Below are 15,656 nucleotides of genomic sequence, written 5' to 3' on the forward strand. Positions count from 1 at the left end.
CTTTTAATCTCATCGGCAGAATTAATGGCACATCGTATGATCCGGATCATGTTTGCAGATCCAGTATTTTATGTCTTGGTGCTCTTTTTGTAGCTTCTTGTTTTCTTCTTTTAAGATCTGATTTTCACTCTCGATAGAGGCGATTTTTCTGTCTTGTTCAGAGATCTTTTCATGAATGATTTGTGAGTCATCAAACCATCTGTGATAAAGATCTTTAACTGCATTCACGACGGCCCAGTGAATCGGATCGACGTTCAATTCCAAATATCCATCAGAACGTTTTGTCACAGCATCGGGAATTACTTTTTGAACTTCTTGTGCGATGAAACCAGTTTTCTGATAATCAGAAGGTAGTTTCAAAGGATTGTCTTTTTTGTAGGAATAGCGAACCGTATGAAGTTGCAAAACTTCGTTCAGACCGTATTCGTAGTCTCCGTGGATATCTTTAAGTCGAGCATCGGAGGCATTTGTCCAAGCTGTCCCTGTCGACAGGCCTGCTGTGCCGATGACATGCAATTTATAGGATGGTGTGACCGTTCCGATCCCAACATTTCCATCGTTTTGAATCGTCATTTTCGTAGAGGTGGGGGTGCCGACGGAAAAATACAGTATACCTGCTGACCCTGTCCCGGCGTTGATACGGGCTTTCTCAGTGTTATCACTATTAAACCAAACTATATCTCCGGAATCATAGACGGTGGCTGTAGATGCTTTCATCGCGATGTTGGCTCCGTTATTTGCAATAATAGATCCATTGACATCCAAAGTTGAAGTCGGGGTCGTTGTGCCTATGCCCACATAGCCATTGGCAGCGATGCGCATTCTTTCCGCGATAGAGGCGCCACTATTGGTTAAAAAACGCATGTTAGTGGGAGTATCACCAGAAGCCCAATTGTCTTCGGCCACAGCCTGAATGCTAGCACCCGAACCCACAGTTGTAGACGTAGACCAACCACGGAAATTATAGCTTCCTAATAAATCATTTATGAGTAGTGGAGTGGGCGACGCTTCGGTGCCACGCCCCCGGGTTAATATGATTCCGGGCGTGTACGTGGCATGGTAAGTATGAATGTTCAGGTCGTCATAGGTGTCAGCACTTTTGTTGTCAGCCACGATATTCAAAGCCGACACTGGAGTCGAAGTATTGATGCCGACAAAACCCGTACCCTTTACAGTTAATAATGGATTCGCACGTCTGGCAGTACCGACGTTATAAGCTCCCGACGAAGCTTGGAAAACTGTACCTGTCGTTGTATCAGTCGCAACGACCAACCCTTGTTCACCCGCCGAGGCAAATGATCCCGCCCATCCAGTCGCATCAGGTTGGTACCAATTTAGAGAGTTGTAAGTCATTCCAACGGCAAGGTCGCCATAATTGGTCGGAGTTGTACTTAAGCGTCCGGTAACTGAAGTTTGCCCGATAGCAATTTGATTCGTCGAAGTCACACGCAGGGCGGGCGTCGTCGCACCATTTGCTGCGAGATCAATCGGTGATGTCGTATTTGTAGTTAACAGCAGTCCATTCGATGCTGTCGAATTTGCTGCGACAATAAATCTGTCTTGATAAGCCGCTACGGAATAATCACCAGGATAGGCAGCGAGCATACCGCTGACATCATTTCCCACTACCTGAAATCTTGCGCCGGCGCTGGTGTTGCCTGAAGCGATCAAGTTTTCAATGCGGCCTTCGGTGATCGAGTTTTGATTTTTCTGAATATGGAAATTGTAAGTGGGAGTGATCCCAATACCAAATAGTCCTGCCGGTGTTATGGTTGCTGCAGAACTACCACCAGCTTTCAGTGAGAAGTTGTTGGCATCATTCGTACCGACAGTGGCGCCGGTGCCGAAACTGTTACCGCCATTCAAGAAAACACCCGTTGCTCCCGTTGCCGGAAGATCCGATGAAGCCAATGAGCGGAATGTCGGTGCAGCACTTCCCGAAGTTGGTCCTGCAAAAACCAGATTTGCAGATTGAGAACCAAAATTGGCTCCCGTCACGGAAATGGTCACACAGGCAAAAGTGTCAGAGCCTGACTGCCATACCAGGGTTTGCGTCGATGTACAGTTGTTCGGAATCTGCTGTGTTCCTGCTGCTGATTTTAAATCAGCAAAATTAAAGTAAGAGGCAGCCCACGCACTCGTGTTCCAACGCAGAACTTGCGCGGAGCCGGTTCCTGCAGAAATGGAGATCGCAGGAGTCGTTGTTCCTGTTGCAACAGCGAGTGGTGAGCTTGCAGTAACACTTGTAACAGTGCCCGCATTTGGAGTGATCCATTTAAGTCCGCTGGTTTGTGCACTATCTGCAGAAAGAACTTGCCCATCAGTTCCCACCGCCAAGCGGATATTGTTTGTACTGTCACGAGTATGAATGTCGCCTTTCGCCGTCAGGGGGCTTAAGGCATTAAAGCTAGCCAATGCCGTCGTCTGACCGGTGCCACCTTTAGTAAGTGGAACCACCGCTGAAAGTGCCGAAGGATTTAAGTTTGTTAAAGCCGATCCATCCACAGCGGGAAGTTTCGATGATGTATCTAATTGCACAATCTGACTGGCGCCCGTGCCGACATTCACATTTAATGTCACTGCTCCCGTGGTGCCTCCGCCCGTAAGGCCCGTGCCAGCTGTGACTCCTGTAATCGTTCCGCCAGTTCCAGTTGCTGAACCAATTAAATCCCAAGTCGTCCCGTTGTCGCGATAGATCTCTTTAGTATCTGTCGAGATATAAATATTGCCAGCAGTTCCAGCAGCACCTTTAGTCGCATTCGTTCCAGATTTAAATCCCGGCGTGCCACCATTATTTTTTACCGCATCCGTAATTCCATAACCCGATAATGTCGTGGGAAGACTGGCTAGTTTAGAAAATGGAATTGTTCCAGAAATTTGCGAAGCTGTGATCGAGATGTCATAACAGTCAAATTTGTTAGCCGGAGAGACAAACACAAGCGACTGTCCCGCTGTACAACTTGTCGGAAACATCGTCGCATTAATTTTATTAGCCAGCTGCGTGGAAAGACCTGAGATATCAGAAATCGCCAGCGTCGATGGAACCCAAGAGCTTGAGCCATCATATCTTAAAACTTGCGCCAACGTCGGTGCCGTCGCATCGACCGCAGTGCCTTGAATTTTAGTGGCATTTCCAAAACGAATATCGTTTCCCGCGGCCACTGTGCCTGCCGTCGTTCCAACATTGATACCGATCGTTGGAATAGCAGGCGTACCACCTTTAGTAAGGGGCGATGAAACATTCACGTCACTAACAGTTCCGGTACCACCAGAGTCATTCTGACAGGCAAAGTTAGTTCCATCGAAAGTCAGATACTGACCAACGGAACAAGTGGCGATCGAAGATTTTAAAACAAAATCTCCGGCAACATTATTACCCAGGCGACCTGCAGAATAAGAGAAAGTCGAAAATGGGACCGAACGAATCGTGCTATAGGGCGTAATTGCATTCCAGCCAACTCCATCATGAAATTGTACTTTCAAAAGACGAACTTCAGTTTCAGAAGGAGTATAATTTCCTCCACCTTCACAAGGCAGTGAAACTGAGTTTTTAAACGCATCACGAATATCAGCGGTAGGGCCTGTTGGGAAAAGGCGAGTACCAGAACCAATTGGCACGTCAAACATGCCGCCCGAGCCTTGCATATCGACGTTGTCTTTTTGTTCGCGGTAAAACACACAATTACCCGCGGCATTTGTGAAGGCGAAAGCAAAGCTGACATTATTATACTCGAGTGCCGTACCGTCAGGTTTGACGATTCGCCCCTGATAGACAAAGGAGTCAGGGGATGCATGCGCATTGATGTTCATAAGGAACACCACTATGAGAAACAAAGACGACCAAAATCTCATGTGAGCCTATTCGGATTACTTACGAAATCACGATAGGCTTTGAGACACTAAAACGAGTGATTATATCAATATGTTAACAATTATGGACTAGGCTGAAACACTATCAAAAGATTTTAACCGCGTATTAACAACGAGCGCGAATGCGATAATGAGTGCGCCTGCAATTTGCAACCACGTGAGTGATTCTTTAAATACCAATACTCCAAGTAGTGCTGCGGTGATGGGTTCGATCATCATCAGCAACGCAACTTCAGAACTTTTTAACTTTTGTAAAGCAGCCAGCTCCATAGTCAAAGGTATGATCGTACTTATGATCGCTATGCCAAAAATGCAAGAAGCCTGAGTCGCTGAAAGGTGTGGGATATTTTCAAAGTGCGGATGATGGAAAAGTGCCAAGGCCAAAGCACCAAAAGTAATGACATAAAGACTGGAAGTGATGGGTCGTACATTTTTTTGTACTCGACCGGAAACGATAACATAAATCGCGTAACTGATTCCCGAAAGTAATCCTGCTAAAACCGCCCAGGCATTGCGAACTTCGATATGGCCCCACAACAGCATCACCAATCCTGTTGAAGCGCCGACCAGGCACAAAGCTTCGTTGCGGGAGATCTTATCGTGAGTAAAAAAGTGCGAGAACACATTCACCCAGAATGGATATGTATAAAGCAGGAGTGCCGCGAGTGTAATGCTAAGCCCATCAATCGCCGTGAAATAAAGAGTCGAGAACAGGCCGTAACCAAAAATCCCCAACAAGGCGGCGATGAAAATTTGCTTTTTAGAAAGGCGAATCCATTGAGGACGGAAGAGAAGCAGAAAGATCCAGATAAGCATCGCAGCCAAAGTGAATCTGTAAGTCAGGAATTCTCCAACCGAGAGGCCGGAGTTAAATGCGGTCTTACCAAAGATCCCTAAAAAACCAAAACCCACACTGCCGATGGAAATCTCGATTGTTCCGCGCAGTCGTGGGTTTAGTTTCATAAGTTATTTTCTTTTTGGACCTTTAGGAGCGATCAATTTACCGCCCGCATATTTTTTCTTACCGGCACTCATTTTTTTCTCTCTAGCTTTTTCTTTTTCAGCAGCTGATTTTTTAGAGTCAGCAGCAGCTTTTTGAGCAGGAGCGCGGCCTTTGTACGAATTCTTTTTAACTTTTAAGTCTTCTGGATCATCCGCCAAGAATACACGGTTTGCAGCGACGTCATTGATAAACATCAACTCGCCAGCTTTCATCGCACCCATACGCAAGCGACCAATCGCCACACGTTGGAGTCTCATAACGTCGAAACCGATTTTAGCGAACATCTGACGGATCTGACGGTTTTTACCCTCTGTGATCACGATTTTGTACCATTCGTACTTTTCCGATTTATTGTCGCCAGATTTTTTGATCTTTTCGATGTGACGAGCAGAAACTTTACCACCAACGATGGATACGCCATCTTTCAATTTTTGCAGGTGGCGAGGTTCTGGTTTGCCATCCAATTTAACCAAGTACGTTTTGGTTACTTCTTCTTTTGGATGCGCAACTTTGTTGGCGTAATCACCATCATTCGTCAAAAGGATCATACCTTCAGAGTCCCAGTCCAGACGACCCACAGGGAATACACGTGAAGGAACATCGCCAAGGTATTCAGCGATCGTTGGGCGACCTTCTGGATCGTCCATCGTCGTCAAAACGCCCGCTGGCTTATTGAAGATCAAATAAAGTTTTTGAGAAAGTGGTTTGCGAAGAACTTTGCCTTCAACCAGGATTTTATCGTGCTGAGGGTCTACTTTCACGCCAAGCTCGTATACGCGCTTGCCATTAACAGTGACCATGCCTTCTTCGATCATTTTGTCGGCGTGGCGGCGGGAAGCCAAACCACTGTCGGCAATTAGTTTATTAAGTCTAACTCTTTGAGAGGTGCTATCTTCAGACATTCTTCATCGGCCTCAGGTAATTGTTGAGTGATCAATATATCACTGCTGAGCGCGGATGAGGAGTTATTCTTGCGATTGGCCTCCATTAGGGCGTGACGGAGGTCTCGAGCCAACAAAGTGAGTAATTTATCCCCTAAAAACACGTTTTCCAGGGCTGTATCGGCTTTCCCGAGGACGATGGAAGACCATTTTGTGGCTTCTGCATCACCTTGTTGAACCAAATTACATGTTCTTTCCAGCTGGCTGATTAGATCCTGATAGTAGGGGTCTGTTCTGCGATCAATGAAGAATTGTTCCAAACGTTTGATAGGGAAAAGGATGCGGGTTTGATCCTGCAAAGCCTCGTTCTTAACATCTAAAAGCTTTTGGAAAACATATCCACGCATCAAAACGCCGGAAACTTTGTCTTTAATCACACGGAATTGGGCCGTGATGTAAGGAGCCACCTCGATTTTGTGATCGTGATGAGAGCTCAATTCCAATTCAGGGTTGTAGTAAAGAACCAGGTCTTTGCGTAAAGGTTCCAAGGCGCCATTGCGGATCGTGAATTTACGATCGAAAGTACGAACCTCTAAAGATTTGTCGGCGCGAAGGACGATAGCCACCACTCGTTTGTTTTGATCTGGGAGGATGCGGAACTTGTCGCCTTCCTCGCATTGCGACTTAACATATGAACTCACCGCGTCAATTAGGTCGGAGAAGTGTTCAATCTCAATGATCTGCATGTTTTGTGGGAAACGGATCGGGGAAAGGTCGAATTTTTGCTGATAAAAGCTGTTGAAGTTCTCGAGCAAAAACTGAACTTCGTGGCCTAATTGCTGCTTATTGGAGGCCCAGTGTGGATAATCCATGCAGTAATTGAAGAACATTTCGATCAACTCAGGCGTCAACGAGTCATCCGCATGAGGAAACCCTCTAAGGAAATTATAGAATGACAGGCGCGTGGGCGTATTTTGAGGATTTAGATCTGAAACGAACTTCAGCAACTGACCGACTTTTAACATGGCCCTAACGTATGAACATTTGAATTTTCTGTCCAGAAAAAATATGATGTTTCTAAGAGCGTCACATCAGTACCCAAGGGAGGGTCGGAGCATGCACAAAGAATTAAATCCTGAACTATTCGGTGAAAAGAAGATCAGCAAGAGCTCCGGCCTGGAAACTGCGTCCTCCATGGGTTCCACAAGTTCCAATTATCTGAATACCGACCGCCAGATTTTCGAGCTTAAGGCTCAAAACCAAGCCTTGGCCGATCAAATGAACAAGATTGTGGGAACGGTGAATGAGCTGATCAAAAGCTCCAATATCAAGTTCGATCGCAACCAGCAGCTTTTGACTCGTCTGGAGCAAAGCCACAATGGTTTAGCAACTGAGGCTGGTCAGAAAATCACTCAACTTTCTCAACGCGTGAACGAGCGCAAAAGCCTGGATTTGAAAGTTCAGGAAATGGTGGATCGCCACAACAACATCATCAAAAGTTTTGAAGTGCGTATGAACCACCTGCAAAAACTTTTGGCTGAAAAAGAAGCGCAAATGATTTCCTGCCAAACGGCTTTGAACGAAGCCAAAATGGAAATCTCGCGTTTGAAGCGTCTGTAGTATGGAACAAGAACTCAATCGCCACATTCCATGGTGGACTTGGGTTGTTGCAATTCTCATTCAGATAGTGGCTCGGTTCACCGGGCCATTTGTTTTTATTCAACCGGGATTTTATCTCGTTTATCTTCCTTATCTTATTGGTTCCGTATTGATTTTGTGGTGGGGGCCGCGAGTTGTTCTTGCGGTGGCTATCGCAAGTCTTTTGGGATCCCTTAGTGGTACACACCTTTCACCGTGGGGAATCATTTTATTTGCTGGCAGTGAGGGCTTGAAAGTCTATCTGGGATGGCTGTTCTGGAAATATCTAAAATTCGATCGAATGAACCTGAAAAACGCCGGAAGGCTTTTCTATTTTTGGATGATGGCTTTTGTGATTCCAAATTTTATTGGCAGTTATGTTTTAATGGCCGTGCTGACGTTAGATGGAATTTTTTTTCAAGCAGACTTTTTGCGAGATTACTTGCAGATGGCTTTGGCAGATACCTTTATGTCATTGGTAATTAGTTTGCCGGTTTTCATATTCCTCAGTCACAAGATGACTCAAAATGGCTGGACCCAGTGGCGCAAGTCACCTTTCGAATAAAAGTCGTTACGACGACCAGACCCTATTCGCTGTAAAATTTCGAACAATTTGGAGTGCAAGGCGAGGCCTGCCTCTCGTTTTCGTATCAAACCAGAACAAGCCTAGCTGAAAAGTTCCAAATATCCACTGCCCACATCTGTAGTCATCCGTTTCCTAAGCCGATTAATATTCTAGAAGGTTTCGCATCTTTTTGGAGTACAGAGTGTTTAGATCGTTTTTGGTCACTCTTATTTTGATTTCTATATTTGCCACTGGTTGCGGGCAGTTGGATGCGCGTCTCCTGGGTGGTTCCGCAGATCTCGGTCTGCCTTCTGTTGCCGCATATCCGAAGATTCTTTCGGTCGATGCTGACGTCACGAGTGCTAGTGGAGTCGGCGTATTTTCGTTACCTCGATTCACGACGGCGCAAGTCGTTCCAATCTCGGTTCACTTCAGTGGTCCAGTGGATGTTACCGGCACTCCTACTTTGGAATTAGAAACAGGAACGGTAAAGCGTAAAGCCAATTATGCCTCTGGATCAGGTACGAACACACTAGTGTTTGAGTATGCGGTTGTCGCTGGGGACTCCACGGCCACTTTGGATTATACAGGAGTGGCAGCACTTGATTTAAATGGTGGTGCGATCACACCTGCAAATGGCGCAACAGGTACGGCAGACGAGGTGGCAAATCTTTTGAAATTGCCTGCACCCGGCGCGGATAACTCTTTGGCCGATACGACACCGATATTAGTCAAAACTATTCCTGAAGTGAAAGAACTTAAGACTCCCGATACGGATGTCTATTTAGACGGTACGGGTTTAGAGGTGGTCGTTAAATACGACCAGCCTGTAACAGTCACAGGCTCGCCATCAATTACAGTTCAAGTCGGATCCAATAGCCGCGTGGCAAGTTACATTGCCCAGGTGTCGGCTTCGGAACTTTTATTCCGTTATGAAATTATTTTGGGAGACGACGACACGGATGGTGTTGCGATGCCTGCTGCCATTACGATGACAGGCGCAACAATCGTGAATCCGGCGAATGAAGCGGCCGTCACCAGTCTGCCAACAAAAAATACGACGGGTGTCTTAACTTACACGTCTGCATTAACGGCAGAGTTTTTAAGTAGCTCGCAAGTTGTTACGGAATCTGCAGGCGATATCTATATTCCAGTCCAACTAAGTGCTCCGGCACCGATTCCATTTAAAGTTTCCATTCAAACCTCAGGAGAAGCGACGAGTAGTGATTTTGAGTTGGTAACACCTGAATTGCAATTCGCCATCGGAGAGCAATCCAAAACCATTCACGTGAAGATTTTGAATGACACACTTGCAGAGCCGGAAAAGCGCTTGCGTCTGGTTTTGACGAAGAACTCGTTAGGTTCCGGTGGCGTGCGCTCGTTCTATGAAATTCATATCAAGGACGACGACGGAGCGGCAGTACCTAAAGTCGTAGACTTCCAAGCCGGCTACAATGTTTGGTGTGCTTTGTTTGATGATAAGAATTTAAAATGCTGGGGTAAAAATGATCGGGGCCAGTTAGGTGATGGCACGACCAATGACACTTTTGCTCCACCTGCCACTCCGACCTTCACGAACGTGGAAAGCTTTAGTTTAGCTGGAGGCTACGCCGTTTGCGCGATCAATACCTCTAAAGAAATGTGGTGTTGGGGTTATGACAATGATGGATTTATTAATGGCTCCAGTGGAGCTTATATTCTGACCCCTAAAAAAGTGGTTGCTTCCGGTGCCGTAAAAGTCAAAGTCACTGCGACTGCGATCTTTTATATCAGCGATATTGGGGAGCTTTGGGCCTGGGGACGAGACTTTTCAGGATCCTTTGCGACGGGTGTGACAAACGTAACCAAAACCTATGCCCAACGTGTGAAAATCGCGACGGACATTTCAGATATCTTTATCAGAACGACGGGGAGTTTGATTATCTGTGCGACCAAGACAAACAAGGACTTTTATTGTTGGGGTCAGTTAAACGCCGTTGGTAAACCCATGGGTAACGTCACTCAGCAACTGACATTCCCAGCGACACCAGTGGAAACCGGAGTGATCGGTGCGTCCGTCAGTTATTTTTCGGGCCGTGCGTGTGTCTTAAAGGACAACGCGGGAACAACTGAAACGTACTGCTGGGGTGACAACTACTATGGCCAGTTGGATCAAGCGAATATGTCGACGTTATTCAGTTCTTCGACCTTGGTTTCCAGTATTTATAAAGATATCGCAATTTACGATGATTATACTTGTGGTTTAAAAGCGTCAGATAGCAGTGTTTGGTGTTGGGGTGATAAAAATAGTTTGCCGGCGACAGAAGGTGCAGGACACGGGCGCGGTAGCGCGATGTATATCCCTGGTGGTGTGGCAAAACTTTTACCGATGGATTATCAGTCGAGTGCCGCCTGTGCTTTGATGACTGAAGGAGATGTACAGTGTTGGGGGGTAGCGACGGAATCCCAATCTCAAGTAACGCCGCTATTTGTGCAAGATGGTGTCGCACAAGTTTCCTTGGCCTTAAATTCCCTGGATCAACATGCGTGCTTGGTGACAAAGGCGGGTGCGACTCAATGTTGGGGTAAAAATATTAAAGGACAGATTGGTGATCGTACTAATATTAGTCGTGTCGTTCCGACGGAAGCACTTTCCAGAAATCAAGCGACAGTCGTTGCTGATCGTCACGCGACATGCTCTCTTTCGACATATGGAGAAGTTCGTTGTTGGGGATCGGATTTATATGGCGCAATCGGTATGAGTACCGGTGCTAATTTTAACTCTCCTAAGGTTCTTTTTGCCAAGGACGTTACAAAAATCAGCTTGGATGAAAGCAATGGTTGTGCGGTTAAAACCAATGGGTCGTTATGGTGTTGGGGGCTGAATAGTTATAAACAAATTTATCCAGGTGGAAGTAGTCAGGCCGTGCCAGTGCAAGTGAAATCCAGTGGGGTGCGTGATGTTGTCACGCAATCAGGTACAACCTGTTATATTTCCACATCAGATGAACTTTTCTGCTGGGGTTTAAATCAAATGGGAAGTCTTGGTTTGGGTGATACGACAAATCGCCTGACTATTCCGACGACCCCGATCATGACAAACATTAGCACAGTTGAGATCGGTCAAGATGGTGGCTCCGCGTCTCGTGTCTGCGCGATTAACAAAGACAAAGAAATGTTCTGCTGGGGCAATACAGGCACCAACATGGGCACAAGCTCGTTAACTCCTCCAACAACACCTACTATGACTGATATTGAAAAAGTCAGTATCGGAAGCGTTCATATGTGTGTGATCCAAGGGGCCGCAAGACAACTGTTCTGTTGGGGATCCAACGTGAACGGGCGCCTGGGCGATGGAACTCTTACGGATCGTGCGTTTGCGGATAAGATCAGTCCTATTGCCTCAGGTGTGCAAGATGTCTCTGCTGGCGCTTTAAATACTTGTGCTATCGCAAACGATAAACTGTATTGCTGGGGGAATCGCACGGATCGCATGTTGGGTGTTGCGAATTCGGTCATTTTGCCACGGACAGTTTACGGTCTCGCGAATTAATCTGATGATTACCGACAAGGTCCATTGTTAAGTCCATTTTCGGTGCTTAACATTTCCAAACGATGAAAACATTGGTTTGGACATTTCTCCTCAGCACAGCTGTGGTTATCTTTGCATTTTTATCTGTTGTCTATGCGTCGGATGAAGCGATCACTTTGCAATTGCGATATCACCCACGTCCTCCCTTACTGGAAGTGGAAGGCGGCAATTTAACGGGATTTTGCGGTACTCCTGCAGTGCGTGCTCTGGAGCGTGCTGGCATTTCCTATTCGTTGGTGGAAAGCCCACCATTTCGTCAATTGGCGCTCATACAGTCGGGGGAAGGATATGACTGCGCTGTTGGCTGGTTAAAAGTTCCAGACCGGGAAAAAATTTATAAGTATTCAGATCCGGTTTGTGATGACGGTGCTTGGTTTGTGGTCGGCCACAAAGGCAGTTTCGACAAATCGATAAATAAGATTGATGACCTTTTAAAGAATCGTCGACTGAAGCTTATCAACCGTCGGCACTATTCTTTTGGTGCGCAGGTCGACACTTTGGCAAAACGTTATAATACAAATATCACTTATATTGAAAATGCTGAAATCACTCCGCAGATGTTTGAAATGATTCATGCGGGGAGAGTGGATTATACTTTTGTTTCAGGTCTGGAGCTGGATTATGTATTGAAACGATTTAAATGGGCCGCGAGTGACTTTATTCTCTTTCAGCCAGCTGATGTTGCTCATTCAAGTCCCCGTTACTTCATTTGCAGTAAAAAAGTTCCCGATGAAATGATCCGAAAAATCAATGAAGCCATTCAAAAAACGACCGATCACCCGGTAAAAACCGAAACCAAATAGGTTCCTGACATATTCATGACGAATGAAATCTTGTCTTTAACGTAGACCCCTGATGAAATTTAAGTACAAAAAAATCTGTCATATGTCATGGAGGCTATATGGGATTTCTTCGTCGCGACTTTTTAAAGTTGGGGCTGACGCAAGCTATTGTTTCTGCAGTGGGTGTACCCGCATTTGCAGCTACGGAACAGGATGGACGTAGTGCTGATGGTTTGCCATTTCAAACGGCGCAAAGACTTTCGCCGTCGATTTTGCAGGGCGCGACAGATGCGACTCGCACACAATTTTCTATTCTTCATCTAAGTAAGCAGCAGTTTAATACGGTCGTTCGTAATTCTGCGGGACAAATTTGGCAACCCGAGAAAATTGAAATTCTTCAGCAACCTTTCAGTGAGTTTCAGATCACCAAGGTGTATTTTGCCGGGTTGAACCTGGGCGAATTGTTTTTCCTGGATCTTTTGGGCGCGAAAGATGAAGTGATCGAGCGCCGCGAGTTCGGAATGCTGGATTTAAATAAGTCGACACTTCGGTATGCGCTTTGCTCTTGCATGGATGAAGGGCGCCACGAACCTAAAATCTGGCAAAATCTTGTTGGCCAAAATCCTGACGTGATTTTCTTTATCGGGGACTCCACATATTGCGATAAAGGTGAATGCGAGTTTCCCGACGGGGACACGCGCCGTTTGTGGTCTCGCTATGTGCAAGCACGCAGAACTTTGGAAATCTATTATTCAAAACGCCTGATTCCTATTTTTGCAACGTGGGATGATCATGATTTCGGATCTGACGACGTGAACACAACAAACTGGCATCACGTGGCGGAATCTCAGGCGAACTTCCGCGCTTTCTTTGCCCAGGCTGATAATTATACCGAGGGTTATTTCCATGGACCCGGGATCAGTTCTGTTTTGCGAGCAGGACAGCACCAGTTTTTATTAATGGACGATCGCAGCTGGCGTTTGGAAAAAACATCCAGCGCTCGTTATGCTCACTGGGGTCAGCAGCAGGAAGAATGGGCCTTAGAGATGATCGCTGGCTTTGAGGGCACGACGTGGATCATGAATGGCAGCCAGATTTTTCCAGAGATGGTTTATAAAGAATCGATGTCCAAACATAGGGGACAATTTAACGGATTTATGGGTGCATTGAAGCGAATTCCTCGCAAAGTGATCTTTGCTTCCGGGGATGTACACTTCAGTGAGATCTCTAAAATTGAATCGGCGATGTTGGGTTATCAAACGTACGAAGTGACTTCAAGTGCGGTTCATAGCAAATGCTTCCCGGGATTGGACAAAATCTCTAAACATCCGCGGCGAATGATGTCGACGACGATGCCAAATTACATCTTGGTGGATTCCATTCATCAGGCGGGCACTTTCACTGCGAATGTTTACAGCTGTTCCGCGCGAAACGTGGTGAACTTCTCTTGCCAACTGAGTGTTTAGGTTTGTTTAAAGAATAAAAAAAGGCGCAAGCATTCTCTGCTTTGCGCCTTTTGCCTTTTTAAAGCTCGCTTTTACTTACTGGCTTTTTCCATTCTCTGCAGGAACTTTTCTGCATTTTCGAACTGGGTCAATGTCAGGCCATCGATCCATACCCCTTTGGCATTATAGAAAATCACCGTTGGTAATCCCTGAATGTTGTATTTCTTTTTTAGAACCTTTAATGCAGCAGATTCTTTCGTGGCGTCGTATTTTAATAGCACGAAGTTACCACCCATGGCGCGAACCCGTGGATCAGTGAATGTGTTTTCTGCAAGTTCGTGACAAGCAGCACACCACTCAGCCCAGAAGTCGATGATCACAGGGCGCCCCTCCTTAACGGCTTTTGCCAAAGCTTCATCCGTATACGGTTGCCAATTCAAAGTTTGAATTTGGTTGATCGAGTTATCAGCCATGACACGACCACGAATATAAGGGCGCAAATCAAAAACAGACAATCCAATATAGCCGATACCCACGATCAAAACAGCCTGCATAATGCCTTTTTGGATATGTTGACGGGGGCCGCCGCCGCCACCCTTTGTCGGCAGGAAAGCTCCGTAAACGCTGGCCAGGATCACTAAGCCTAAACCCAGGGAGCCATCGAACCAACGCACTGGAAGTAACAACTCTAAGTAGTAATAGAACGCAGAAAGCATCAACGTCCCAAGAATGAATTTGAACCAAACCATCCAGGGACCGGAACGTGGAAGTTTTTTAACCAACTGATTGGAAAGACCTAAAGCGATAAAGATTAAACCCAAGCCCAGTGCATAGACAAACAAGAACAAGAACCCATAGAGCATGTTTTTGGTGGAAGCAACATAGGTCAGAATCGCGACCAAGACAGGTCCCACGCAGGGGCTTGCCACGATACCGGCAAACAATCCCGTCAGATAAATTCCCAAGATACTTTGCTTTTGCTTTGTTGCGCCCAGACGATTTCTTAAGAAAGCGGGAACTTGCAAGTCATATAAGCCGTACATCGATAGTGCCATTGCCAGGAAAATCACACAGACAACAGAAAGTACGTAAGGGTTGCCTAAAGAAGCCCCGAACACATTGCCACTCGTGGCAGCAGCTAATCCCAAAAGGGAGTAGGTCGTGGCAATACCCAACACGTACACACAGGATGTGAAAAAGTTTTGTAAGCGTGAACGCTGTTCGGCGTGGTTCCCCAAAACCGCCAAAGTAATTGGGATCATCGGGAAGATACACGGAGTAAAGCTTGTGAAAATTCCCGCAAAGAAAACAAAGACCAATCCCGCCACCATACTTGAACCCAAGTATTTAGCAAAATTGCTGCTGTCGAAAAAGCCATTGGTCTTTTCGTGAACGGTTGGCATATTTTGAATCTGAGCTCCACCCTCAACCATCGGGGTGATAATTGGCACTTCCAAAGTTTTCGTCGTCGGGAACAGGCAGAACTGATCGGAGCATGCTTGATAAGTCAGTTCCAGTTTCATCTTTTCATGTTTTTTTAAGAAGCGAGTCGGTGCTTCAATATGAGCGGTCAGAGTTCCTTCACCCACCAAACCGGTGCGTTCGCGTTTTGAGAATTTATCATACCACTTCGTTACGGGCTCCAATTTAAATGGCGCCACTTTGAATCCATCTGGTTCATAGATAACTACTTTGAATTGATCCTCGTAAGCGTGGAAGTTCTCAGGAAGCTTTAATTTGAAAGTGAGGGAACCTCCCTGGCCGGGACTCCACTCATAGGGAAGGACCTGAGTCTCGACCAAAAGTGGGTCGTTCTCAGAAGCAGTTGTCTGTGCCCAGGACGTAAGTCCCAAGAGCAGGAAAGAAACGATAAGGAAAAGGTTCTGCATTGTTGCTTTCAT

Annotated in this window: 10 protein-coding genes; 5 read left to right on the forward strand and 5 right to left on the reverse strand. The window is 46.1% G+C overall.

Annotated elements, in window-relative coordinates; genetic code table 11:
* Positions 1–21: 21 nt before the first annotated feature.
* The 4 genes from DOM22_RS02955 to DOM22_RS02970 form a co-directional block, all read right to left on the reverse strand.
* Positions 22–3,852, reverse strand: coding sequence for a tail fiber domain-containing protein (locus DOM22_RS02955; RefSeq protein WP_142698950.1), 3,831 nt, complete (start codon positions 3,850–3,852; stop codon positions 22–24).
* A gap of 87 nt (positions 3,853–3,939) precedes the next feature.
* The gene (locus DOM22_RS02960) at positions 3,940–4,833 is read right to left on the reverse strand and encodes a DMT family transporter (protein ID WP_142698951.1); all 894 of its coding nucleotides are present in this window, start codon (positions 4,831–4,833) and stop codon (positions 3,940–3,942) included.
* A gap of 3 nt (positions 4,834–4,836) precedes the next feature.
* Entirely contained in the window at positions 4,837–5,775 is a 939-nt protein-coding gene (locus DOM22_RS02965) for a pseudouridine synthase (RefSeq protein ID WP_142698952.1), read from the reverse strand.
* Positions 5,730–6,779, reverse strand: a complete 1,050-nt coding sequence (locus DOM22_RS02970; RefSeq protein ID WP_142698953.1) for a hypothetical protein — start codon at positions 6,777–6,779, stop codon at positions 5,730–5,732. Before DOM22_RS02970 ends, DOM22_RS02965 begins: the two co-directional genes overlap by 46 nt.
* A gap of 91 nt (positions 6,780–6,870) precedes the next feature.
* Here DOM22_RS02970 and DOM22_RS02975 point away from each other — a divergent pair, with 91 nt between their 5' ends.
* From DOM22_RS02975 to DOM22_RS02995, 5 genes are all read left to right on the forward strand, one after another.
* Entirely contained in the window at positions 6,871–7,374 is a 504-nt protein-coding gene (locus DOM22_RS02975; protein ID WP_142698954.1) for a hypothetical protein, read from the forward strand.
* Position 7,375: 1 nt separating this feature from the next.
* The gene (locus DOM22_RS02980; RefSeq protein ID WP_142698955.1) at positions 7,376–7,957 is read left to right on the forward strand and encodes a hypothetical protein; all 582 of its coding nucleotides are present in this window, start codon (positions 7,376–7,378) and stop codon (positions 7,955–7,957) included.
* Positions 7,958–8,159: 202 nt separating this feature from the next.
* Positions 8,160–11,489, forward strand: a complete 3,330-nt coding sequence (locus tag DOM22_RS02985; protein WP_246845829.1) for a Calx-beta domain-containing protein — start codon at positions 8,160–8,162, stop codon at positions 11,487–11,489.
* 62 nt (positions 11,490–11,551) lie between these two features.
* Positions 11,552–12,331 carry an ABC transporter substrate-binding protein gene (locus tag DOM22_RS02990; RefSeq protein ID WP_142698957.1) on the forward strand — a complete coding sequence of 260 codons (780 nt, stop codon included), beginning with the start codon at positions 11,552–11,554 and terminating at the stop codon, positions 12,329–12,331.
* Between the two features lie 98 nt (positions 12,332–12,429).
* Positions 12,430–13,776, forward strand: coding sequence for an alkaline phosphatase D family protein (locus DOM22_RS02995; protein ID WP_142698958.1), 1,347 nt, complete (start codon positions 12,430–12,432; stop codon positions 13,774–13,776).
* Between the two features lie 71 nt (positions 13,777–13,847).
* Here DOM22_RS02995 and DOM22_RS03000 read toward each other — a convergent pair whose 3' ends face one another.
* A complete protein-coding gene (locus DOM22_RS03000; protein ID WP_142698959.1) occupies positions 13,848–15,656 on the reverse strand; it encodes a protein-disulfide reductase DsbD in 1,809 nt (602 codons plus the stop codon).

Source organism: Bdellovibrio sp. ZAP7 (assembly GCF_006874645.1).
In the GTDB taxonomy this organism is placed as follows: Bacteria; Bdellovibrionota; Bdellovibrionia; order Bdellovibrionales; family Bdellovibrionaceae; genus Bdellovibrio.

Excerpts from the sequence above, each read along its gene's own strand:
- DOM22_RS02955 (WP_142698950.1), bottom strand. The coding sequence starts at position 3,852 with ATGAGATTTTGGTCGTCTTTGTTTCTCATAGTGGTGTTCCTTATGAAC.
- DOM22_RS02960 (WP_142698951.1), bottom strand. The coding sequence starts at position 4,833 with ATGAAACTAAACCCACGACTGCGCGGAACAATCGAGATTTCCATCGGC.
- DOM22_RS02965 (WP_142698952.1), bottom strand. The coding sequence starts at position 5,775 with ATGTCTGAAGATAGCACCTCTCAAAGAGTTAGACTTAATAAACTAATT.
- DOM22_RS02970 (WP_142698953.1), bottom strand. The coding sequence starts at position 6,779 with ATGTTAAAAGTCGGTCAGTTGCTGAAGTTCGTTTCAGATCTAAATCCT.
- DOM22_RS02975 (WP_142698954.1), top strand. The coding sequence starts at position 6,871 with ATGCACAAAGAATTAAATCCTGAACTATTCGGTGAAAAGAAGATCAGC.
- DOM22_RS02980 (WP_142698955.1), top strand. The coding sequence starts at position 7,376 with ATGGAACAAGAACTCAATCGCCACATTCCATGGTGGACTTGGGTTGTT.
- DOM22_RS02990 (WP_142698957.1), top strand. The coding sequence starts at position 11,552 with ATGAAAACATTGGTTTGGACATTTCTCCTCAGCACAGCTGTGGTTATC.
- DOM22_RS02995 (WP_142698958.1), top strand. The coding sequence starts at position 12,430 with ATGGGATTTCTTCGTCGCGACTTTTTAAAGTTGGGGCTGACGCAAGCT.
- DOM22_RS03000 (WP_142698959.1), bottom strand. The coding sequence starts at position 15,656 with ATGAAAGCAACAATGCAGAACCTTTTCCTTATCGTTTCTTTCCTGCTC.